The 24323-nt window shown below is 41.0% G+C and carries 15 protein-coding genes, 2 tRNA genes and 8 pseudogenes; 15 read left to right on the top strand and 10 right to left on the bottom strand.

Annotation, left to right across the window (positions count from 1 at the left end):
* The first annotated feature begins 135 nt into the window (after positions 1-135).
* Positions 136-2457 (top strand): annotated as a pseudogene (locus N4T56_RS09945) (putative bifunctional diguanylate cyclase/phosphodiesterase).
* Positions 2458-2574: 117 nt separating this feature from the next.
* On the opposite strand, the pseudogene N4T56_RS09940 reads toward N4T56_RS09945, so the two are convergent.
* The 5 genes and pseudogenes from N4T56_RS09940 to N4T56_RS09920 form a co-directional block, all read right to left on the bottom strand.
* A pseudogene (locus N4T56_RS09940) lies at positions 2575-3323 on the bottom strand (SDR family oxidoreductase).
* Positions 3324-3401: 78 nt separating this feature from the next.
* Entirely contained in the window at positions 3402-4103 is a 702-nt protein-coding gene (locus N4T56_RS09935) for a histidine phosphatase family protein (protein WP_261733115.1), read from the bottom strand.
* Between the two features lie 2 nt (positions 4104-4105).
* On the bottom strand, positions 4106-5173 hold the full coding sequence (locus N4T56_RS09930; protein WP_261733114.1) for a phosphotransferase family protein: 1068 nt from the start codon (positions 5171-5173) through the stop codon (positions 4106-4108).
* Entirely contained in the window at positions 5173-5922 is a 750-nt protein-coding gene (locus N4T56_RS09925) for an SDR family oxidoreductase (RefSeq protein WP_261733113.1), read from the bottom strand. Before N4T56_RS09925 ends, N4T56_RS09930 begins: the two co-directional genes overlap by 1 nt.
* Positions 5923-6010: 88 nt before the next feature.
* Positions 6011-7233, bottom strand: a pseudogene (locus N4T56_RS09920) (acyl-CoA dehydrogenase family protein).
* A gap of 174 nt (positions 7234-7407) precedes the next feature.
* On the opposite strand from N4T56_RS09920, the gene N4T56_RS09915 reads away from it, so the two are divergent.
* Genes N4T56_RS09915 through N4T56_RS22745 form a run of 3 tightly spaced genes read left to right on the top strand, consistent with a single transcriptional unit; the run spans position 7408 to position 9527 of the window.
* Entirely contained in the window at positions 7408-8343 is a 936-nt protein-coding gene (locus tag N4T56_RS09915; protein ID WP_261733112.1) for a LysR family transcriptional regulator, read from the top strand.
* A 49-nt stretch (positions 8344-8392) separates the two neighbouring features.
* Entirely contained in the window at positions 8393-9364 is a 972-nt protein-coding gene (locus N4T56_RS09910; protein ID WP_261733111.1) for a sensor domain-containing diguanylate cyclase, read from the top strand.
* 4 nt (positions 9365-9368) lie between these two features.
* Positions 9369-9527: a diguanylate cyclase gene (locus N4T56_RS22745; protein ID WP_390904116.1), complete on the top strand. Its 159-nt coding sequence runs from the start codon at positions 9369-9371 to the stop codon at positions 9525-9527.
* 129 nt (positions 9528-9656) lie between these two features.
* On the opposite strand, the gene N4T56_RS09905 is transcribed toward N4T56_RS22745, so the two are convergent.
* Positions 9657-9971: a hypothetical protein gene (locus N4T56_RS09905; protein WP_261733110.1), complete on the bottom strand. Its 315-nt coding sequence runs from the start codon at positions 9969-9971 to the stop codon at positions 9657-9659.
* Between the two features lie 219 nt (positions 9972-10190).
* Between N4T56_RS09905 and N4T56_RS09900 the strand changes: the two genes are divergently transcribed.
* Together N4T56_RS09900 and N4T56_RS09895 are read left to right on the top strand one after the other, a co-directional pair.
* Positions 10191-10685, top strand: coding sequence for a putative 4-hydroxy-4-methyl-2-oxoglutarate aldolase (locus N4T56_RS09900; protein ID WP_261733109.1), 495 nt, complete (start codon positions 10191-10193; stop codon positions 10683-10685).
* Between the two features lie 25 nt (positions 10686-10710).
* Positions 10711-12555, top strand: a complete 1845-nt coding sequence (locus N4T56_RS09895; protein ID WP_261733108.1) for an AsmA family protein — start codon at positions 10711-10713, stop codon at positions 12553-12555.
* Between the two features lie 72 nt (positions 12556-12627).
* Here the strand turns inward: N4T56_RS09895 and N4T56_RS09890 are convergent, their stop codons facing one another.
* Both N4T56_RS09890 and gloB read right to left on the bottom strand, forming a co-directional pair.
* On the bottom strand, positions 12628-14181 hold the full coding sequence (locus N4T56_RS09890) for a lytic transglycosylase (RefSeq protein WP_261733107.1): 1554 nt from the start codon (positions 14179-14181) through the stop codon (positions 12628-12630).
* 148 nt (positions 14182-14329) lie between these two features.
* A pseudogene (gene gloB / locus N4T56_RS09885) lies at positions 14330-15110 on the bottom strand (hydroxyacylglutathione hydrolase).
* A 97-nt stretch (positions 15111-15207) separates the two neighbouring features.
* Between gloB and N4T56_RS09880 the strand changes: the two are divergent.
* Positions 15208-15940, top strand: a pseudogene (locus tag N4T56_RS09880) (methyltransferase domain-containing protein).
* Between the two features lie 54 nt (positions 15941-15994).
* On the opposite strand, the gene rnhA reads toward N4T56_RS09880, so the two are convergent.
* Positions 15995-16468 (bottom strand): ribonuclease HI, encoded by a 474-nt coding sequence (gene rnhA / locus N4T56_RS09875; RefSeq protein ID WP_261733106.1) that lies wholly within the window; start codon positions 16466-16468, stop codon positions 15995-15997.
* Between the two features lie 76 nt (positions 16469-16544).
* On the opposite strand from rnhA, the gene dnaQ reads away from it, so the two are divergent.
* The 4 genes and pseudogenes from dnaQ to N4T56_RS09855 all read left to right on the top strand — a co-directional run bounded on the left by dnaQ (position 16545) and on the right by N4T56_RS09855 (position 19002).
* Entirely contained in the window at positions 16545-17273 is a 729-nt protein-coding gene (gene dnaQ, locus N4T56_RS09870) for a DNA polymerase III subunit epsilon (RefSeq protein WP_261733105.1), read from the top strand.
* Between the two features lie 10 nt (positions 17274-17283).
* A pseudogene (locus N4T56_RS09865) lies at positions 17284-18617 on the top strand (TIGR03503 family protein).
* Positions 18618-18770: 153 nt separating this feature from the next.
* A tRNA-Asp gene (locus N4T56_RS09860) sits at positions 18771-18847 on the top strand.
* A 78-nt stretch (positions 18848-18925) separates the two neighbouring features.
* Positions 18926-19002, top strand: a tRNA-Asp gene (locus N4T56_RS09855).
* Positions 19003-19181: 179 nt separating this feature from the next.
* Here the strand turns inward: N4T56_RS09855 and N4T56_RS09850 are convergent.
* Positions 19182-21329 (bottom strand): TonB-dependent receptor plug domain-containing protein, encoded by a 2148-nt coding sequence (locus tag N4T56_RS09850; protein WP_390904115.1) that lies wholly within the window; start codon positions 21327-21329, stop codon positions 19182-19184.
* 237 nt (positions 21330-21566) lie between these two features.
* On the opposite strand from N4T56_RS09850, the pseudogene N4T56_RS09845 reads away from it, so the two are divergent.
* The 4 genes and pseudogenes from N4T56_RS09845 to N4T56_RS09830 all read left to right on the top strand — a co-directional run.
* Positions 21567-21757 (top strand): annotated as a pseudogene (locus N4T56_RS09845) (thiazole synthase); the annotation flags it as partial.
* Positions 21758-21821: 64 nt separating this feature from the next.
* Positions 21822-22179: pseudogene (gene thiH / locus N4T56_RS09840) on the top strand (2-iminoacetate synthase ThiH); the annotation flags it as partial.
* A 231-nt stretch (positions 22180-22410) separates the two neighbouring features.
* Positions 22411-22695 (top strand): chemotaxis protein, encoded by a 285-nt coding sequence (locus tag N4T56_RS09835; protein WP_261733103.1) that lies wholly within the window; start codon positions 22411-22413, stop codon positions 22693-22695.
* 2 nt (positions 22696-22697) lie between these two features.
* On the top strand, positions 22698-24113 hold the full coding sequence (locus N4T56_RS09830; protein ID WP_261733102.1) for a putative metalloprotease CJM1_0395 family protein: 1416 nt from the start codon (positions 22698-22700) through the stop codon (positions 24111-24113).
* The last annotated feature ends 210 nt before the right edge of the window (positions 24114-24323 follow it).

Raw genomic sequence — 24323 nt, 5'->3', positions numbered from 1 at the left:
ATTACAGAAGTGTTTGTATAACATACTAAATTATAATATTTAGTTGAAAACGTTAACTCGGTACAAATATGTTTTTTCATATGTGCTAATGTAGCATAATTAGTTGTTTGAACTCTCGTAGGATGCCCTTCAAATATGACCATGAAAATGGAAAACCGCTCGATAGAAGAAAAAATATTACTTGCTGTGACCGCTGCAGCAATATTCATTCTATCGCCATTTTTGATGAAAAGTATATTCGAATACAATAAATTACGAATTATTGTCGATCTCGTTGCTGTAGGCGGAATTTCCATCATTTTTATTGGTGTCTGGTTTACCAGCAAAGTTAAACTCTTTAGCGGTCTTTTTGCCATCATTGCTCACGTTAATATTTTATTCGGTATTTATATTGTGGGCAGCGATTTAATTTTTTGGCTTTTTCCTATTATTATCGCCAGTTTTTATTTATTACCGACAGTGATCGCATGTGTGCTTAATGGCTTATTAATTTCTATTGCTGGAGTATTAACTTACCAACATTTTGAGCATTTTTCCTTGCCTCTCATCATGGCGTCGTTTGTGGTTACCGGGATTTTTTCATTAATCTTTTCGATATTTATGCAGCGTAAAAACCGCCAACTTTTAGAAAAGGATAAAATAAACCAACTTCGTAATACTATTTTGGAATTAATCGCCAGTTCGAGCAAATTATCTAAAGTGTTATCAGCTGTGGTGGAAGGCATTGAAAATGAACTGCCAGGGACACTGTGCAGTATTTCTTTAGTCGACGATACAGGCTCACAATTGCGCTTAGCTGCTGCGCCCAGGTTGCCTGAATTTTATAAAGAGGCTGTCGACGTTATTCCCATCGCAAAGGGCGTAGGTTCGTGCGGGGAGGCGGCAGCGCTCGGAAAAAGAGTCCTTGTAACCGATATTGCGACACATCCTAATTGGACAGCGTGGGCGCAAATAGCCCATAAAGCTCAACTGGTGTCGTGTTGGTCTGAACCGATTATTAGCCATAATGGCAATATTATCGGCACGATTGCGATTTATTTTAATGCCACTATGATACCAACTGAAAACCAATCTGATTTAGTTGCACAATTTGTTAATTTGACACGCATTGCCATCGAACGAGACAAGGCGGATAACATTATTTGGCATCAGGCTAATTTCGATAATCTAACTCATTTACCCAATCGACATTTATTAAATGAGCATCTCTCTAACGCAATCGATAATGCTGAGCGAGATAAAAAGCAATTGGTAATAGCAATGCTTGATTTAGACAAATTTAAAGATGTGAATGACTCTTTGGGGCATGCAGCAGGCGACAGTGTGCTTATTGAGTGTGCTAGCCGAATTAAAAATAGCATCCGAAAAAACGATATTGTCGCGCGTTTAGGTGGCGATGAATTTATTATCGCTTTTGTGGGGACTACTTCAGCCGAAGATATCGATAAAATCGGCCAAAAGCTCTTAACCACACTGGCACAACCTTATGTAATAGAACATAAAAACTTTTATTGCACAGCCAGTATAGGCTTGGCTTGTTACCCTAATGATGGTTTAACTATTGACGCTTTAATGACGAATGCGGATCAAGCGATGTATCGAGCCAAAACACGTGGTCGTAATAGCATTCATTATTTTACAGAAAATATGAGTACTGACTTTCTAAGAAGAATGGAGCTCATCGACGATTTACGCACCGCGGTTGAACAAAAACAATTTCATTTGGTTTACCAACCTATTGTTGATTTACATACTCATCGTATTGCAAAAGCTGAAGCATTAATCCGTTGGCAACACCCACAAAAAGGGTTAATTTCTCCGATGGAGTTTATTCCTTTAGCTGAAGAGATTGGCCTTATTGTAGAGATCAGTGAATGGATATTCACCCAGGTGTCACAACAGGTGCATGAGTGGCGACAACGTCATTGTGCAGATTTATCTATCAGTATTAACACTTCTCCAGTGCAATACCGAAATGAAGGCAAACTGGTTAAAGCTTGAGCCGATTCTTTGCTTGCACAAGGTATACCCTGCGAGGCTATATCGATTGAAATTACCGAACATTTGCTCATGGATAATCAGGTTGAAGTGGTCGAAGCGCTTGAAACATTACGCCAGCAGGGGATAACCATATCCATCGATGATTTTGGCACAGGATATTGTTCATTTTCTTATTTAAAGAATTTTGCGTTTGATTACTTAAAAATTGATCAAAGTTTTGTGCAAAATATGTCTATCGATAATAAAGATGCTGCATTGTGTGAAGCGATTATTGTGATGGCAGGTAAGCTTAATATGCAAGTCATTGCCGAGGGGATTGAAACTGAAGAGCAAAAACAATTACTTATTAATGCTGGTTGTACACTAGGCCAAGGTTATTTTTTAGCAAAACCACTTTCTGTAAGTGATTTTGAACAACTTCTAATTACACAAAATCAATCATACTCTACGACATAAAGACTACCGCAGGCTCATTCACCATTTTTTACGACATTGAATGACGCTTATTACATCGATATGTTTAAAATGTAATAAGCGTCCTGTCATTCATTAACCCTATAACTAATAGTGCGATTAACTCATTTTACGAATGGTGCTGACTGGTGCAATACGTAATACCCAATGTAAAAGTGCCATGGATAACTAGGCACATAGGCGGTCGCTTTTTCTTTTTGAATTGCGCTGACCATCGCTTTACATCCCGTTTCTGTGTCGACAATAAACGGAACCGTTTTGACTTTCTCATTTATCTCAGTACGAATGAAGCCTGGGTGAATACAACTGACTTTAATCGGTGTTCCCATCACATCAATACGGATACCTTCAGTGAGTGATGTTAACGCAGCCTTTGTTGCGGCATAGACTGTCATCGCGCGTCTAAAGCCACGGACGGCACTGATTGAAGAAATAGTGACAAGGTGACCGCTGTTTTGTTCACGAAAAATAGTCATTGCTGCTTCACATTGGGCTATCGCGGCAATAAAGTTAGTTTGTGCCGTTTGCAGGTTTGCCTCAAAATATCCGCTGCCAATCGATGCCCCTTTACCCATACCCGCATTAACAATGACGCGATCTAACTGACCAAACTCTTGTTTAAATTGATTAAACACTTCAAAGACTTGTGGGTGGTCGTTGACGTCTAGTGTTTTAATTAACACAGTGATATTAGGGTTTACGCTGAGTAATTCTTGTTTTAATTCTGCTAAGCGATCTATACGGCGTGCGCACAAGGCTAAATTATGATTTTGTTTAGCAAATTCAATTGCCATGCCACGTCCTAAACCAGAGCTCGCTCCTGTTATCAGTATGTTGATCCGTTTCATATTATGCTCTTTTATTGTTTTTAATGAGGTCATCTATCATGACGCATGTGTTGTAATGTTTTCTGTCTCTATCATTAGCTAAAGTAAACTGTATAAATGACGATAATCACCATCAAAAAAGCCATGCTCGTTCATGGTGATCAAGTTTAAATGTTGGCTTTTCAGTTGTAGTTGAGTCACGCTCGCATTAACCAATTGTCTGTTTATATCGAAAAATTTATTTTCAGGTATCGCTAATGTTTGCATAATTATCTTGCTGATCACACCGCCTGAAGTAAACACAAATATTGTTTCTTCTTTGTCAGCTTGTTGGATCAACTGGGATAACCCTTGGGTAACGCGCTGGCTAAAATGCTCCCAGGATTCATGGTATTGAGCGGTATTCTCACTGTCTTGCCATTGGCTAATGGCTTGGCTAAAGAGGGTAATAAATGCTTTAGCAGGTGAGGGTTGTTGTTTTAGGTAGTGTTGTAATGCCTCGGGGCTCGCTAAATCTGGGCGATAAACAGAAATCACTTGTTCATGGTCAAATTCATTCCATGCAGGAGTTATTTGCAAGCCGTTATGCATTAAAGGCGCTGACAAGCTGGCTAAGCATGCATCACGGGTTTGTAGATGGCGCGCCATATCACCACAAATAACCTGATCAGGGCGAATATTGCGTTGATTAAAATGCTTAGCCAAATGTTGTGCCTGGCTGTGACCTAATGGCGACAAGTTATCGTAATTGTCACTGCCAAAACTGGCTTGACCGTGACGGATGAAATAGATATTCGCCATATTTATGCCTTTTGTTTCATTGCGCGGTGACAGCGCCACATTAAGTAATGCGAAAAAATCCAGAACTGCTTAAACGCAGGGTTTCGGGTTTGTTTATGGTGATAGCGGTAATATATTTGCTGCACAATGCCCGCTAAGCGAAATAAACCGAAGACTTCGTAAAATCGAAAATCATCAATGGAAATATTCATTTTATCGCAATAATATTCAACCACTTGCTTACGCGTTAACATGCCTTTTAGGTGGGTAGGTTGGCGACGTGTCATTTGCGCAAGAAAGTCATCATCGGCTTGAACCCAGTAGGCAAGGGTGTTACCTAAATCCATTAACGGATTACCTAATGTCGCCAGTTCCCAATCAAGTACGCCATTCACTTTACTGATGTCATCAGGATCGAGTACTACGTTATCAAATCTAAAGTCATTGTGAGTTAAGCAAATCGTTTCATGTTCGGGTTTATGTTGTTGTAACCACTGCATCACCTTTTTACCCGAAGGGACATTCCAGGTTTTAGCCTGGGTGTAACGTTGGCTCCATCCATCGATTTGGCGCTGGGTATAACCTTCACCTTTACCGATGTGATTAAGGTTGGCGGCATCGACGTCTACTTTGTGTAACTCTATTAAACAATCAATGACATTGGTACACAGTGTTTGAGCTTGTTGTGGAGTAACCTGCAAGCCTTTTGGCAAATTTTGCCGAGGAATAACGCCATTGAGTTTTTCCATCACATAAAATTCAGTACCTAACACGCTTTCATCTTCACAATGAGCGAGCATCGCAGGCACATAAGGATAAACGGGTTTTAAGGCTTGTTGTAAACGATACTCGCGACCCATGTCGTGAGCGCCTTTGGCTTTAGTGCCTTTTGGCGCGCGGCGTAATATGAGCTGACAATTGTCATAGGTTAAACAATAGATCCAATTTGATGCGCCGCCAGTGTATTGAGTAATGCTTAATTGGCCTTCTAATCCACCAATATGTTGCTTCAACCATGGGTCAATAATGTCTGGTTCAAGCTCTTCGCCAGTTCGAACTGACTTGGCTTTATCTAAATATTGCTGGTTCATTAAGCTTGCTCCTCCTTTAGCAATTGGCGTAACCGTAAGGTTTGTTTTAAGACGATAGTAAAGTACCAGCGCAGAGGCAACAATCGTTTAAGTTGATATAAACGTTTACCTTGTTGGTGAGTTAGCAGTAAAAACTGTTTATTGGCCTCACCCTGATAGGCAATATTAGCCACTTGGGTGGCATCGATTGGCGACTTATCAAATAATTTGCCCAGGAGCTTTTCCATTGTGGGTAATTGGGTACGTAAACTAGTGCCGAGGTTGGTTTTAAAAAAGCCGGGACACAATACGCTCACATTAATATTGTCGTCAGCAAGTTCAAGCCGTAGGGTTTCAGATAACGACACCACCGCGGCTTTTGAAGCGTTATAACTGGCCATAAACGGAATAGGGGTTAAGCCCGCTTGTGATGCCACATTAACAATACTGCCGAAACCTTGCTGCTGAAAAATAGGCACAAACTGTTGGCACATATTGACGATACCAAACAGGTTGATTTCCATTACCCAGCGCCATTGCGAAATGGGTTCGGCGGCAATTTTATCTGCAGATGCCACGCCGGCATTATTAATTAATAAATCAATTTGCGGCCAACGAGATTGCAGTTCGTGTGTCAGCGCTTTGATACTGGTGGTGTCGGTGATATCGCAAGCGATAAAAAAAGCATTACCGCCTTGGGCAATAATTTGTTCGCACACTTGCTCACCCGCTTGCTGATTAATATCGGCAACACAGACTTCAGCATTCATAGCGGCTTCATTTGACAGCTAAAGCTTTGCCTAAGCCAGATGCTGCACCGGTTATCACCACATGTTGTTTCGTTTTCATTGGTTTACCTTATTTGTATTTAGCCAATTCAAGACGTGACACCATCGCCATGTGCACTTCATCTGGACTCGTCTGCTAGGCGTAAGCTGCGTGCCATTGTGGCAAAACCGGCTAATGGCGAATCGTGATTCATGCCCGCACCACCATACAATTGAATAGCCATATCAACCACTTGAGTTAACATATTAGGCACAGCAACCTTAATGGCTGAAATATCAGTCATAGCATGCTTAACACCGAGGTTATCGATTTTCCATGCGGCATTAAGGGTTAGCAGTCTTGCTTGTTCGATGGCTATTCTTGCTTGCGCTATGCGCTCAAGGTTACCACCGAGTTTGATGATGGGTTGACCAAATGCAACCCGTGATTGACCACGCTCAATGGCTAATGACAACGCCCGTTCTGCCGCGCCTATGGCTCGCATACAATGGTGAATACGACCTGTACTCTAAACGACTCTGGGCTATTTCAAACCCTTTGCCAAGCCCCATAATGACATTCCTCTTAGATACACGCACATTAACGAGCTCCATTTCACCATGGCCATAAGGTGCATCGTAGTCACCATAAGCGGTTAACATGCGGGAGATACTGACACCAGGCGTATCAAGCGGCACTAATACCATGCTGTGACGCTGATGTTTTGCCGCATCGGGGTGAGACAGCCCCATAAAAATCATTACCTCACAGTTTGGATGGCCTAAACCGGTTGACCACCATTTGCGGCCATTAACGACAACATCATCTCCGTCTTCAATAATGGTTGCTTGCATGTTAGTGGCATCTGATGAAGCGACATCAGGCTCTGTCATGGCAAATACTGAGCGAATATCACCAGACAGAAGTGGCGTAAGCCATTGGGCTTTTTGTTGCTCGTTTCCAAAATGATAAAGCACTTCCATGTTGCCAGTATCAGGCGCATTACAGTTAAAAATTTCGGGAGCCAGGATTGAGCGCCCCATTTCTTCTGCTAAACAGGCGTATTCAACACATGTTAGGCCTTGCGCTAACGTGGCATCTGGTAAAAACAAATTCCATAATCCGTCGGCTTTAGCTTGTGCTTTAAGGGTTTCTATTTGAGGTAATAATTGCCATTGTGTCCAATTACTGCTGTGATTAAGCCGTCTATTTTCGGTGAAAATCTCGGCTTCGATAGGCAGAATGTGTTGCTCAACAAACGATTTCACTCTGGTTAAATATTGTTGTGATTTTTTTGTGGTGTAAATGTTCATTGCATTGTCCTGTGTGATCTAAGGTATAAAAAGCAAAATAACGTGATCAAAGCCTGTTTATGTTGTCAGCATAACGTAGTAATCTAAGTGAACGAAATGAAATAACTAGCCAGTAATTAATGAATGTAATTCATAGTTGTTTTAGACATAGTTAAGCTGGACATTGAGAGAAACATGGCCGATACCAAAGCAATTCAGCAACTTGACTTAAATTTATTAAAAATCTTTGAAGCCTTGTATTTTGAACAGAATATGACGTTAGCAGCAAAGTCGTTATTTATTACACCCTCAGCGGTCAGCCATGCGATAAAGCGGCTACGTTTAGTGTTAAATGACCCGCTATTTGTTCGTCAAGGTCAGCAAATGCAAGCTACGGCTGCGTGTCAACGTATGGCGCCACAACTGATTAATGCCCTCAATCGCATTAGGCAAGTATTACAACAGTGTGGTGAGTTTGACCCACTCACCACCGAACAAACCTTCAACATTGCCATTCATGAAGCATTAGAAAGCCAGTTGATGCCTGCATTGATCACTCACGTAGCAAAATTGATCCCACATGCTAAAATTTGCAGCATGGCTTTATCTCGTGAACATATCTCGCGTCAGCTTTCTAATGGGGAGGTTGATTTAGCAATTGATGTGGTACAGGCCGTTAATGCACCTTTAATGCATATGCCGCTTTTATCGGATCCATTTTGTGTATTAATTGATGCTCGCCAACAACCAGAACTCGCTAACAACGTTAACCAACAGGCTTATTTATCGGCAGAACATGTCGCGGTTTCTAGTCGTCCCATTGGACGGGTTATGGAGGATTTGCTGTTGCAGCAGCAAGGAATAAATCGTTTAATCAAATACCGTTGTCAAAGTTATCAAACAGCGGCCAAGATGGTTTTAGGCTCGCGCTTGATACTGACTTTACCGCGGTCAATCGCAGAGCAGTTTACCGATGCTAATTTATTGATTTGTGCAATGCCATTTAACTTAACTGACATTGATACGCACCTCTATTGGCACAGTAATACTGAAACCGATCAAGCATTAAGCTGGCTAAGGCAGCAAGTTATGCGTGTCGTGCAAAATAACCAAACTCAGGTGACAGATTGATGTTCTTACAAATCAACAGTACTAGCTGCTATCGCATTTTGAGGTAATTTTGAATATCAAGCCATTAATAGCCACAACACCGTTTACTCAATTACGTTTTAGGCATTATCAAATTCACCATTTGTTGTTGCCTTACGCGCTGTATACCTTGAGTGTTATTCCCATTTATTTGTTTTTCATAGTGTCCGACATACATCATATTCACGTAGATTTATGGTTGGTTATTGCGGTCAAAATAGGGTTGTCTCTGGGTTGTGTATTGATATTATTGTTATTACGTCATCGCGCACCACAGTACTTAGAACTCGGTGAATTTGTATTGGTGTTTAGTGTTTTTGCATCACTCACTTATGTTGCCCAGTTGGCAATGATTTTTGGTGACGAGCATTATCAATCAGCGGGTTTACTGGCATTAGTGTATGTCGGCTCATTGTCGCGCATGGCGTTTAATAAAGCATTTATGTTGTTAACGTTAATGTTGTTGACTCATCTTACGTTGATTTCATCTGTAAAACTGAGTCAGGATTTTGCCAATGCGGTTGATAATTTAACTTTATTTATAGCAGTGTATTTTGTCGCTGTTATAGGGTGTTTAAGGCGTTGGTCTGAATCACAAAAAAGCTTTTTAAAATTTACTAAAATCCGTAATCAACAGTTAGTGTTACGTAAAAATCAACAAATCTTATCAAAACAAAATCAAACCGATCCGCTAACAGGTCTTAAAAATCGGTTATTTTTATCTGCAAATCTAGCGAGGATATCTTCATCTGCCGACACTTTAACGGTATTAATGATCGACATTGATAACTTTAAACAGATTAATGATACCTATGGGCATCCTTTTGGTGATGAAGTGATTTTAAAGGTAGCTGAGACCATTAACCAATATTGTCATGGGCATAATAAAATTGGTGTACGCTACGGTGGTGAAGAGTTTTTGTGTTTAATAATTGATGAAACTGCAGAACACATAGCCACATTAGCTGAAACGATTTGTACTGCGATAGCTCAATTAACATAGCTTCATTAAACATCTCAACGTCACCGTATCAATTGGTGTCTCTACAAATACATTACATAAATCGGCTGATTTTAAATTAATTGAGCAAGCAGACGCAGCTCTATATCAAGCAAAAAATGACGGCAAAAATCGCGTTGTAGTGTATCCACGACAACAGTTGTAGGGGATCCTTTCCCTATAACAGTGATGTAATAGCTAAAGCTGGTGAGTGGTGTTTTCTGTGCTTATTTGAGATTAAATGACATGGTTAATAAAGCTCAAAATATGATTAAAATTAAATGATCTCCCAAGCTTATTTGCGTAGTTGTACCATAATATTAATGACATCTTGGTAAGCGATATTATATTGGCGAGCTAAATTAATTATTTTAGTTTTGTATGTTTGAATATGTTCTTGTTTTACAAGGTCGAGTTGTTTTTCTTCTACTATGCTATTAATCGAATCTTGTAAGATCAGTAAGCGACGTAAACTGAAATCCAGTGACGTAATATAAGCGGTCATCTGTTGTTTATTACGGGCGTTTTCAAGGTTTGTTGTAGTGCGTTGCTCAAAGTCTAGCTCATCAAACGCATTCATCATTTGTTGTAAATTTAAATCGTTGCTCATAAGTGTGGTGTTCTAGATTATTTTCTAAAATTATATTCAAAATTAGGGGGTAAGTCACCTTTTAACGTGTTGATGATTATTAATGTAAAAACATTGAGTCTTTTGGGCGTTGAAAATAGCAATAGATGATCTATCGTTAACAAAACTTGTTGAATTGCTTCATTATTAGTAATCTAGGACTAAGACTAAGACTAAGAGTTTGATTCCCAAGGAGGGCTTATGTTAGATCTATTACCAGACTTATTTGATCATTACCCCGAAGAATTGACATTGCTAACCAATCCATGGCGCAGCTTTGGTGCAAAGTCGATATTTTTTGGCGAAGTCGTCACCGTGAAATGTTTCGAAGATAATTCGATGGTGAAATCTGAGTTAGCCAAACCGGGACAAGGTAAAGTATTAGTTGTCGATGGTGGTGGCTCAAGCCGTCGTGCATTACTGGGCGATATGATAGCACTCAATGCTTATGACAATGGCTGGGAAGGCATCATTATCAATGGTTGTGTTCGGGATGTGGGTACCATTAATGAAATTCAAATTGGTGTGCAGGCCTTAGGAAGTAACCCGATTAAAACAGATAAAAAAGACGTAGGCGAAGTGAACATAAATATCGACATCGCAGGGATTAATATTGCTCCAGGCATGATGATTTATGCTGATTTAAATGGGATAGCAGTAAGTAAACAATCCTTAGACCTGTCTATTTTACAATAGAAAAATTACAGACAAGGAAGCAACAATGAAAGCAGTAAAGTGGTTCTTAGCAATTGTGCTCATCCTCATAGTAGGCAGTACTGTCTATTTAACGATGTTTTTTGACTTAAATAATTTTAAACCGCAAATTGTCGATGCGGTTAAAAAGCAAACTGGGCGAGATTTACAAATTAAAGATGATTTGAGTTGGAGTGTTTTTCCTTCCATTGGCATTAAGCTGGGCGGGATTTCGCTGTCTAACCCTGAAAACTTTTCACCGGCATCAATGTTAGATGTTAATGAAGCCGTGGCTAATGTGGCGTTAATGCCACTGTTTAGCCAACAAATTGAAGTTGATTTATTAAAACTCGATGGGTTAACGCTTAATTTAGTGACACAAAAAAATGGTAAAACCAGTTTTGATGGTTTATCGGGTGAGGGCGTTTCAGAGCCTGCTGACGATGCGGCAACATCCCCTAACAGTAGTGATAGCAAAATGTCACTGCAAACGTTAGAAATTGGCGGGATTGAACTCACCAATACCAATATTAACTTAATCGATATGGCAACGGATACCAGCCAAACCTTTAGCTTAAAAAGCTTTACGTTAGGTCAATTTAGCTTAGGTAAGTTTGCTGATTTTGCTTATGAGTTTGCAGCGACTTTACCGGATATGCAATTGGCATCGTCAGGACAAGGTAAAATACAAGTTGATCAAGCCCTAAAGAATATCACCATTAATGACTTTACCATGAGCCACAATGCTCAAGGTGACAGCTTACCTAAAAAGTCAATCACGGTTGATATGACCACTCAGTTGCAAATGGCCTTAGATGCGCAAACAATTGAACTGCAATTGACAACACTGTCAGCAATGGACATCGCCGCTACGGGTAAAGTGGATGTTAATTATGGCAATTCAGTGCCTAAAATAGCCATGACTTTAGATGTTGGTGATATTGATGTAGATATGTTGTTACCTCAAAAAACGGCAACTGAAGACATGGTCACAGATGACACGCCAGAGAGTACAGCATCAGTGACAAGTAGCGAACCCGATTTATCAGTACTTAAGACAGTTGATTTAACGGTTACCCTTAGCGCTAAGTCAATTAAAGTCAGCAATATGCTCACTCAAAATTGGCAAATGAATATGGCAATAAAAAATGGCGTATTAACGTTATCGTCGTTAACTGCAGACTTATATGAAGGTAAATTAGCGCTTAGCGCCAAACTAGATGGCCGCAAAGCGGTGCCAACTTATCAGTTTGATAAGACACTGACTGGCGTTAATATTCGTCCATTATTAACGGATGCTGCAGAGGTTGATTTACTTTCGGGCAGTGCCAGTTTTCAAGTTAAGGGCAGTGGCTCGAGTTTAATACCTGAGAAACTGAAAAAGAATCTCGATGCAGTTGGTCAGTTTGAAGTGGCTGATGGCTCATTATATGGGGTGAATATTCCGCAAATGATCCGCAGTGCCCAACAAAAATTAAAAGGCGATTTATCCTCAGACGATAAAGAAGAGTTAAAAACCGATTTTACCAGCTTAACGGGCAGCTTTACGGTGAAAGAGGCAGTAGTGACCAATCCTGATCTTGCAATGGCTTCACCTTTATTGCGTATTAAAGGCGAAGGCACAGCCAACATTGCCTCAGAAGCATTGGATTACAACTTAACGACCAGTGTTGTTGGGTCGCTTTCAGGTCAAAGTGACGCTACTGATGAGTCATTGAAAGGGATTGATGTGCCGTTAACCATTAAAGGCACTTTCCAAGAGCCTAAATTTGGTATCGACACTAAAGCGTTACTCGAAGGCCAGTTTAAAGACGAAGCCGATAAAGCCAAAGAAAAGCTTAAAGATGGCTTGTTTAAAAAGTTAGGCATTTAATCAACTAAATGTCATACAAACAAAAACGGACAAGCATGGCTTGTCCGTTTTTATATAAACTAAGCAGTTAATTTAACTGTTGGTCACGATTAATTTTAATATTTGACCAGGTTGAATGTACTTACTTTTTTGTAAACTGTTCCATTCAATTAACTCATCAACGGTGACGTTATACTTAGTGGCAATACGCGCTAATGAATCGCCAGATTGCACACGGTAGTTTACCGTTTTCTCTTTGCTGCTGTTATTTGCAGTCACTTCGTTAGGGTAAATCACTAGGTTTTTGCCAACAGACAGTGTTGATTGTTTTTTAAGGTTATTCCAACGCATTAATTGCGCAACAGTGACCTGTTGTGTTTGCGCAATCTTCCATAAAGAATCACCCGGCTTAACAGTGTATGTTTGCTTGTTAGGGCTAGACTTAACCACGGTTTGACGCGCTAACACTTGATCTGCTGTCATGGTGGCTAAATCAGGATCTTTAGCTGCAACTGGAATAATTAAAAATTTTCCGGCAATAATATTATTGCCCTTGATACCGTTACTGCTACGAATTAACGTTGCTGTAGTTTCAAATTGGTCTGCAATTTCACTGATACTGTCACCGGACTTAATTTTATATCGCACCCAGTTTATGCGAGAGTTTGGTTCAATTGCGGCTAATGCACGTTTGAAGTTAGCTGCTTTGTCGCTAGGTACCACCAATTGATGTGGCTCTTGTGGTGCCGTTGCCCAACGTTTTAAACCTGGATTAATGGCTTTTAAATCATCAATGTTAACTTGCGCTAGGTCTGCCGCCAATGTGATATCCAGTTGGCTTTCAATGTTAACGACTTCAATTTGAGCTGCATTATCGATTGGCGTTAATGTGATGCCATATTTATCGGCATGTTTTATCACATCGGCTAACGCTAACAATTGTGGGACATAATGCGCTGTTTCTCTTGGTAACGTTAATGACCAAAAGTCAGTCGGTTTGCCTTTTGCCTTATTATTTTTCACCGCATTTAAAACTCGGCCTTCACCGGAATTGTAAGCCGCAATGGTGTAATTCCAATTCTTGTCCATTTTAGGGTACAAATACTCGAGTAAATCTAAGGCTGCTTTTGTTGAGGAAGCAACATCTTGACGGCCATCAAACCACCAGTTGGTTTTTACCCCAAATGATAATGCTGTTGGCGGTGTTAATTGCCATAATCCAGAAGCATGACTTCTTGAATAAGCTGAAGGATCAAAGCCACTTTCTACTATGGGTAATAATGCAAGCTCAATCGGCATGTTACGTTGTTCAAGTTGCTCGACAATATAGTATAAAAACGGGGTAGCACGCTGTGTGACGATTTCTAAGTGTTTAGGGTTGTCGATATACCATTGACGATATTGAGCAACTAAGGCGTTGTCGGGGATAGGAAATGCCATTTTATTGCTGATCCGCAACCATAGGTTATTGATCTCAGCGACTTGCTCTTCTATTTCTTCAATGGTGACTGTGGAAGATTTTTTCGATTTAACATTTACCGCGACCGTTTGTTGCTGGTTATCTGTTTGCGGCGCAGTGGTTTGGAGCGTTTGACACCCCGTCACTGCTAGTATACTGCCGGCAATTATGAATAAATTTGCTTTCATTTGAAGATACACTTCCTCAAGTTCTCTAGGGCTAAAAAGGGTAGAACATACCAAATGCCTATGAGACTCTTTTGGTCATGCTTTAGTTCAGTTTGGCATTGTAGATTAAAATATTTAGCTTGTCTTATTAAACTGTTTTCATGTTGATTTAAAAACTATTCTTCCATTGTCTAAGTAGTGTAAATGTATGAATTTCATCAATATTAGCTATGTCGAATTGTGCTGATATTGCGACCTGAATCGCATTTTTATGACAACGTAAAAAAGGATTTATGGCTTTTTCTATGGCGATTGTGCTAGGTATGGAAGGGATGTTTTTTGCACGTAATTGGATTCACTTTTGCTGAATACTCAATCAAATCAGGATTGGTTGGATCTACGTGCAAGGCAAAGTCCAGATTGGCTCGGGTGTATTCATGTGCGCAATAGACTTGAGTGTTGTCAGGAAAACGGCATAGCACCTTTAATGATTGCAGCATTTGCTCTGGGGTGCCTTCAAATAAACGTCCACAGCCGCCACTAAATAATGTGTCGCCGCAAAACAATTTATTATCAATATAATAAGCAATATGACCTAATGTATGACCGGGCACCGACATGATTTGTACCAGGCCTAATGAGGGGATGGTAATCGTGTCTTGGGTAGAAATGGTTAACGGCTGTGTAATGCCTTTAATGTGTTCATTACTTGGGCCGTATACCGCTAAGGTGTGATTAAAGTGCTGTTGTAATTGCTCAATACCACCGGTGTGATCAGAATGATGGTGAGTGATCAGTATGCCGACCAAATTTAAGTTTGTTGTGGCCAAATAATCAATCACAGTCTGAGCACAACCGGGATCGACAATATAAGCATCTTGGCTTGTCGATTGGTGGACTAACCACAGATAATTATCATTAAATGCTGGAATGGTATGAACGTTAAGCATAATCTGGCTCGAGTGATGATTGATAATCTGTTAGGGTAACGATAAGACTAAATGACATCAAGCAAAGCGGTTTATTTAATAGGTTGAGGAGTAAAACGTGGCAAGCTCGAGGTTAACACCACAGCACTGGGATGACTTACCATTTGGTGAAGTGTTACAAGCTGAAATAGAAACCACATTAGCCCCATGGTGGCCACGTATATTTGGCTACCACTTACTGAAAGTGGGTAGCTTAAGCAGCCAAATAAATACCTTACAGTGTAGTATTAATCGTCATTTTTCATTATTTGATGGCGACGGAGGCAATATACAAGCAGATCCCCACTATTTACCTTTACAACAAAATAGTATTGATGCCGTTGTTAGCTGTTTTTTATTAGATTTTGAGCAAGACCCATACCAAATATTACGTGAGTTTGACCGCGTGTTGATCAACAGCGGTTATATATTTATTGTCGGCTTTAACCCGGTGAGTCCGGCTTTTGTGGGTAAAATTTTACCCAAGTACCAAGATAAGCTGCCCTGGAGTGGGCAATTTTTTATGCCTTCTAGAGTGAAAGATTGGCTCGGCTTATTAGGTTTTCAGGTACTGGCAGATGAACGCTTAATGCATCACTCTTTATTAGGACTCTGTGAGTCGAAATAATCAAACGCCCTGGTGGCAAAAAACCTTAGCCAATTGGTTGCCAAGTACTGGCAGTGTTTATGTCATTGTGGCGCGTAAAATGACCGTGCCATTAACCCCAATAAAAGATAAAGCCAAAGTGACCGCACCTAATTGGTCTACAGCACCAAGTGCTGGGCGTACAGGTTTATCAAAAACCAAATAGCATGCAAGGTTTAAGCACATGCATTGAGTGCGAACATGCTATGAAGTCTATGGGTTATTCTGCCTGATAACCCACATCCGCTTGTTTAGGTTTAGCTTCAGCAGCTTGTCTTGCTAGAGTGTCACAACGCTCGTTTTCAATGTGGCCAGCATGACCTTTTACCCAGCGCCAATCAATTTTGTGTTTTTGGCTCACCGCGTCTAAGCGTTTCCATAAATCTACGTTTTTAACGGGCTGCTTTGTGGATGTGAGCCAACCTTTCTTTTTCCAACCATGGATCCAAGAGGTTATCCCCTGGCGCATGTATTGGCTGTCGCTGGTTAAAATAATATTACAAGGTTCGTAAAGTGCTTCGAGGGCTATAATAGGGGCAAGTAGCTCCATACGATTATTGGTTGTGAGTACATAGCCATCGGCCAATTCATGGGTTTTATTTTTGTATTTCATCACAACACCATAGCCGCCGGGACCTGGGTTTCCTAAACAAGAACCATCAGTAAAGATATACAGCTGTTTGAGTTCGGCCATCAAGTTGTTACCATAGCAAATATTCGTGCCAGTATACTCAATTTAGGCTCAGGCGAGGGCAGAAAGAGACCATTTTATGAATATTATTTCAAGTGCCAGTAGACAAGTAATTCTCGATACCGAAACCACAGGTATGAACCAAGCCGGCGGCTCAGTATTTATTGGCCACCGAATTATTGAAATTGGTTGTGTTGAGGTCATTAATCGCCGGTTAACAGGCAGAACTTATCATCAATACATCAATCCGGGGCAAGCCATTGATGAAGAAGCGATTCAAGTTCATGGTATTACCAATGAAAGAGTGGCGAATGAACCACGATTTCACCAAATAGCTCAAGATTTTATCGACTTTATCGATGGCGCCGAAATTGTGGCACATAATGCTAACTTTGACGTGAGCTTTATGAATCATGAGTTTTCAAAGCTGAATCCCATCTACCTTAAAACCAAAGATATTTGCAGTATTTTAGACAGTTTAGATATTGCGAAACGTTTGCATCCTGGACAAAAAAATAACCTTGATGCTTTATGTAAACGTTATGGTATTGATAATAGTCGTAGAACATATCACGGCGCATTACTCGATGCTGAAATTCTTGCCGATGTCTATTTAATTATGACAGGTGGACAAATTAAATTTAATTTGTCCAATGAAAAAGCCGGTCAAGAAGGCGGTGGGATAAAAAAAATAGACACTTCAGCGTTTAATCTTAAAGTCGTGGGTGCATCGGCCGATGAAATATTACTACACGAACAACGACTTGACTTAGTTGCCAAGTCTGGAAAATGTCTTTGGAGAGGGTAATTCTACCTGTATGACTGCTAGCCGCATGCGTCGTTTGATCATTATTTGCCTTCTTGTGCTGAGCCCTATTGGGACTTGGCAGCCTCTCGCTCATGCCGAAACAGTTAAAGCATCACAGGCAGCTGAACTTAAAAACCGTTTTAGAATCGATCATATGGTCGACAAATTAACCTTAGTTATCCAGCGTAATTATGGCTCGGCTCCCGGTGGTTGTCGTATTACCTGATGGCAGTAAGTGGTATTCAAATCGTCATCCACAAACGGTGAAATGGGTAGATGGTCTTGCTGCCGATATGATTTATATTGAAAAACCCATGCCTGGCTGTTGGCAGCTATTAGGTGACATTACTGAAGGTTCAACGATTCAAAAAATCTCTGAACTTGATATTGATGTTGAGCCCTTTCCTCAACCGTTATATCAAGGAGAACGACTTAAAGTTACCGCCAGGCTGCTCGGTGATAACTTAACCATGAGAATGCCTGGCCTTGATTTTATGGTGGAATGGACTGCTAAGTTTTCCAGTCAGCATGTTATTGGCGAAGATAACTTTGTCACCGGAACCATTATTGTTGGAGCCTATAAAGACAACGGTGAGAATTTAGATGAAGTGCCTGATGATGGCGTGTTTACTGGTGCGCAAAATCTCGATCAACCGACAGGTCACTATACATTAAACGTCACGGCGCGTAATAACCTGTTTGAACGCGAATATGTGATGCCGTTTGTATTATCTGAGCAGCCAATCACGGCCGAAATGGTGCCCAATAACGACCCATTAAAAGGTATTTGGCAAATTCAGTTGACGGTTGACGATACTCAAGTGCTGCTTGAACAAACCCATTTTTTGTTTGAGTTAGTTGAGCCTGCCGGTTTACAAATGCCTATCACACTGCAAAATCTCACCAGTACAGATCAAATCTTGTATCTACCTAAAGTCACTGACTTTGGCAGCTACAGAGTCAAAGGAACCGCAGTGTCGACCACCATTGATGGCCGAGAAATTGTGTTAAATCTACCGGAGATGTTTTTTAACTTAATCGAGCCTCCAACACCTGGTGCCTTCAGCTGAAGAGTTAGCGATACAAGCCGCTGAACAAGCCAAGCTAGAAGAGCAACAAGCAAAAGATGAAGCCATATTTTGGATTATCACAGTGAATGTGACGCTATTATTACTCGGCATTATTGGGTTAGTGGTATGGCGTAAAAGACAAACATTAGCTAAAGCGATGGCCGCAGCAGAAGAAAGGTTAAAACAAAATCCAGTAGAAGAACAGACAACAGAACAACAACCTGAGAGTATTGATTTGGATGATATCGATTTGACCATGCCAGATGAAAAATAATCTGCCATCTTAAATGTGATTTACATGTCTGATTACTGCTTGAATTTTGTACTTAAAATGAATAATTGCACATTTTTTAGCTAAACGCGTTAAAACAGTTAAAAAACAGTTGACGATTAATTATCACAACTTTATTATTCATCGCACTTGAGTGGAGCGGTAGTTCAGTTGGTTAGAATACCGGCCTGTCACGCCGGGGGTCGCGGGTTCGAGTCCCGTCCGCTCCGCCAATCAAGTGCCTGTTTATACTTAATAAAATATATATCATTTATTATGCTGTTATTTTATTAAGTATAAAAAACCGTTTTGGAGCGGTAGTTCAGTTGGTTAGAATACCGGCCTGTCACGCCGGGGGTCGCGGGTTCGAGTCCCGTCCGCTCCGCCAAATAAACAAGCCCTTACAGCAATGTAAGGGCTTTTTTATTGATTTTAATCTTCAACATCTTCAGCAATTGACCACGACACCGGTCTCGGTTCACTCATTTAGCGGTGTGGTCGCCCTGCTAAATAATAAAGCCCTGACTACTAAGAAAGGTCTTTATGGTGAATGTTATCGCTACAAGGTTAAAAAGAATAATTAACGCTCAGTTCGAGTGAACGTCCTGCACCTGCTATTTGCTCAAAGCCATAACTATTATCTGCTTTATATTCTGCAATACTGACACCACCCAGAGGGAGTTGATAATATTCATCAAGTAGGTTCTTTACTGCGACCGATATCCTAGCTTGTTGCCAAGTGATACTACTGCTTAAATTTAACAATGAAAAACTGCCTGTGGTGTTTTCGAGGCGAGTGTTGTCAACACGATCCTTTTCTGCCACCCATTGCCATGTCACACTGTTTTGCCAATCGCCACGTTGATGGTGTAGGCCTAACTCCGTTTGTAGCGGCTTGATTTGATAAAGGGGTTGGTGAGTATCATCTCGTTCACCGTGAGTGGCACTCAGATTTGCGGTTACTGACCACTTACCACTTGGTTGTTGTACAAATTGATACTCTGCATCAATTTTCGCGCCGTATAACGTGGCATCTACATTAGTGAATTGTAAAATATTGCGGCTGTTACCCTCAAGTCCACTGCTATTGAAACTACCCACCACATTAGCGTCAATGTAATCATTGATATCGCTATACCAAGCCGTGGTCGTCAATGAGAAGTCATCATTGATTTGCTTATATGCTGCACTCATTGTGTGGGCTGTTTCTTGATTAAGATCTGGGTTGCCAATGTATCCATTACCGTCGCCATACCAACCAATCATAGTGGTAGCCATGGTGCTTTGCCCCCAACTATAACGCTCATACAAATTGGGGGCTCTGCTTTTACGTGCTAATCCTAGCTCAAGGGTTTCGGTATCACTGAGTTGGTAACGCGCCAATAGGCTGGAATCAATAATATGGTCATCGCGTTGCCGCTCAATGGCGTTAAATGCCTCGGCCGCAGCAGCATTAACATTGGTCATCCCCATCATGCTCATGGTGTTATAGGGTTGTACTTCATCTGCATCGGTGGAAACATATTCATAGCGTAAACCTGCTGACAACCACCAGCGACGGTTGAGCGTTTGTTGCCATTCAGCAAATACTGCAGCACGTTTTCGCTCACCATTGTTAATATTGATATAGTCATTTGGACTCATCATTGTTGAGCCTGTCACCGCAGGCCAGCTATCGTCAAGTTGATATAAATAGTACTCTTGGCCAAGTAAAAGTATGGCATCTTTATTGATAGGAAATTGCCAATGAAGTTGATAACTTAAATCTTGTCCCGTAGTTTCCATTGGCATCTTGCCGGTTTTTTCTTCACTAAAGAACCCCATTTCATGTTCAACTCTGTGCCAGTTCATTTGGGCACTAAATATACCGTCATTTTCGAGATCCAATTGATAGCGCACGATTGCACCGAAGCTGTCATTATTGGTCATATCCATGTATTGGTTAGCAAAGCCTTGAAAAGGAATATGTTGATGAGTAAGTTTTACATCCAGTCGCTGTGTGTCGTCTTGCCAAGCTGCCATTAAGGCATGGTTTTGTGATTGATATAAGGTATCGAGTACTTTATCGCCATGGCCATCAACATAGCTATTAGCATCTTCGTATGAACCTTGATAACTAAAACTCAATGTTTGGCTCGCTATGGTAGCATTGACCGCCGCGAGTGTGGTGTCGCTAACACTTTTGTATCCGCCAGACACAGTACCACTTTGCCAAATTACATCGACACTTTGATCAAATATGGGCTGTAAACTGTTCACCTTTATCACACCCGCAATGTTATCACCGCCAGCACTGACAGGTGATACGCCGGCGACGACTTGCGTAGATTCAATTTGATTTGCTGATATATATGAAAGCGGGGGATTCATTTGGTTGGCGCATGAGGCGGTAATATCACTGCCATCTATCGATACTTTAATTCTATCGCCCATCATGCCATTTAATATTGGTAATGCTGACACTCCACCAGCTTGCGAAAAATCGACCCCTTGCTGCGTCAATAATGCTTCAGCAGAACCTAATAAATCCTTACTATTGGATTGCTGACCATGTACTTCCAGTCGCTCTATGTTGTCAGTGTTAACAGTATTGAGTGGTACTGCTGTCACTTGTGATGAAATGACAAAGGATATAACTAATGATATTGATGAAAGTTTGTAAGGGAGATTCTTATTTAAAATTGATACTTGTGTTTTGTGTTTTGTCAATGTTATCACCTGATATTGTTTTTATAGTGAATTAATTTCACTGCACTTTGTTATCAGGTAAATTATATCCTGCTAATGAATACTCGGTATGCGACATAATGTCGCAGCAAGAATTTTTCGTCACATGTTAGGGTCTATTGTTCTTTGCTGGTTTAATTTTGTTCGATTTAAATGCGTTTAATTGAAGAAAATTGATTTATGTCTTATGTATACCTAAACCAGTGCTATGTGGACTTTGCTGGGGTAGGTAGTGTCGCTATGATGCCATTAGGCAGTCCCATTGGCAGTAATCAGGGCTTACCAGTGAACCTTTTTTAAAGCTCATTATTGAACAAGCAACGGTAACTATCGATGCCAGTATTGGTGTGCCTTCTCAACCCTGTAGAGCAATGGACATGGGCGCAGGTGCGTTATTGTTTAATACCGCCATTGCACCAGATAGAGTGGTACAGGCCGGGGCGATAAAATAGGCTGAAGGGGGTTATTGAGCCACTATTTGACCTCATTAACAATATCTATTGGCGGACTCGGTAAAGTATTTCATTGCCCCGTTTACGGCCTTGTATAGGCAGGATAAGTCTAAAAGTGATGTTGTCGGATGCTGATCTTGTAGAATTAATTTGTGCCATCAGATTATTTATCCTCAGTTAGAGAACAGTTTGTCGACCTGTGAGTCACCCTGATTCGCGATAATTTACAGCACTTGGGGATCACTCATTTAAGCGCAGGGAGTTCAGCACAACCTGGCGGTTATCAAAACCCAAGCAGTGAGTTAGACCAATTTGACATTAACGATGAGCGCACGGTCGAGCAAGTTGTGACACAACTAAAACATTGTGGCTTCAACTTCTTATAGAAAGATTGAGAGATAGGCTGGTTAACTCATCAATACTCGGGTTGTTTACCGCCCAAAAACTGTACATTTATTGCTGTTTAGGCCATACTAGTATCGCATTTGGCTAATTTGAAACTCACAATTACAGAGTGAATTTAAAGCTTGAATTTAAAGCTTGAATTTAAAGCTTGAATCTAAAGTGTGAGTCTAAATGCGAATATTAAATTTTTAAATGCTATCAGGAGCAAAAATATGCAAGTTCAATCAGCGTATGCATCAGGAATGCAGGGATTGCAAAGTGCACAACAAGGTTTAGCGCAAGCTACCACCGCCGTTGCCATTCCTGATCAGCAAAAACCAGCAGTATCAGCTTCGACTCAAGACACGGTTACACTCAGCTCGCAAGCGATGAGTCAAAGCGATCAAACTTCAGCGCTCATTGACGCTACGCAATCGGTTAATCAAGCTCAAGCTTCAACTAAAGTGATTGAGGCTGCTTCAGAAACCGTCGGTAGCTTGATTGATATTGAAGTGTAAATATGTCTTCAGCCATGAGTGCTGTTTCGGTGGGGGGAGCGAGTGTAGCTCCCCATAAGCTTGATACAAGCAAGCATTATTCCGCTGCCCTCACACAATCTACATCCTCTCTATCTGGTGTTTCGGTATCAACAGGCGTTCAAACCTCATCAACTCAATCTAGTCACTCATCTTTTTCTGCGGTTTTAGCTTCATCACGTAATCATCATATTGCCACAGTGAAAGCTGATGACCATAGCAATATCACTTCTACAGCGTTACCGCAGTCAATAAACCGCGAAGTAGTTCAACCATTGAACGGGAGTTACAGTCTTAAAAGTGGCTCTAAAACAGTTGCTGCAATATTACAGCAAACCAGTGGGGCAGCTGAGCCTGTAACAGCGAGGTATGGTAGTTCTAGTGCTCAGACAAGCGATGCTAATACCCAGACAGCACCTTATCAACCCAGCCTTACACAGCAAGCGCAGGCAACCAGTATTGGTGCTCAAACGCCTGTTAATATCTTTGCCACCGAAATCAATAATCCAGTAACGGCAGATGAAGCCAATGTTGCTGAGCAAGCTCAAACAGACACTGTTGTGACAACGTCAAACCCACAAGCATCATCAGCTGATACCAGTGCCCAAATAGAAAATGAAACTTCTGAACAAAATGCACAACAGCAAGAAGTCGATAAACAGATTGAACAAAAGCAGCAACAAATAGAGCTCGCAGAAGCTGCACAGATAGCAGAGCTTGCTAAGCGAGACGTAGAGGTTAAAACTCATGAACAAGCCCATGCCGCAGTCGGTGGTAGCTTGGCACAAAGTCCAAGTTATGAATATGAAAAGGGACCCGATGGTCGTCGATATGCTGTTGACGGTGAAGTGAGTATTGATGTGTCAACGGTTGCAGGCGATCCTCAAGCGACCTTGACTAAAATGCAAAAAGTGTATGCTGCGGCGATGGCACCTGTTCAGCCATCAATGGCTGATATTAGAGTGGCGGCGCAAGCGTTACAAAATATTAGTGAAGCCAAACAAGCATTAGCCGTAGAGCGTCAACAGTCGGTAATGACCACGGAAGAAAGCCAAAAAATAATCGAATTAGGTGATGTTTTTGCCGACGCCGATTCAGAGGACCCTTTAGGCTCGTTCATGAATAAAACCACTGAAGCTTCAAATGTAATAGATAACCGTATCAACAATATAACCAATGAAGCGGCGACTGAGTTAACTCAAGTGACCTCGTCGCAGTCAACCCTTACGGCCAATACTCAAGCAGATGTTGTGAGTTCTTCACAAACTTACTTATCGGACTCGCGTCACTCTGCATTGGCAGCGCAGTCTAATAACACTCGCCAGCATAGTGGTTATCAAAGCGCGATAGCCGCTAATGAACAGCACACTTCTTACACAAGCATTGCTTTTTACGTCTAGGTTTTTAGTTCCCATCATTACATCCGTTTTATCTCATGTTAATAACACTGGGGTCTGTTGATCTTTCAAGGTTATTTTTGCAGCGAATTGTTGGCCATTACTCACATTTACAACTGCGCGGCTGAGACTTTGAGGTGTAGTTATTCTACATAAAAAGTCAATAACGCAGTAAAAATGGCCAACAAACGTTGCCCGAAGGGTTCGGCTAAA

Origin of the sequence: Shewanella phaeophyticola, from assembly GCF_025398315.1 — a bacterium.
GTDB lineage: Bacteria > Pseudomonadota > Gammaproteobacteria > Enterobacterales > Shewanellaceae > Shewanella > Shewanella phaeophyticola.
This window is presented reverse-complemented; position numbering and strand designations above follow the sequence as displayed.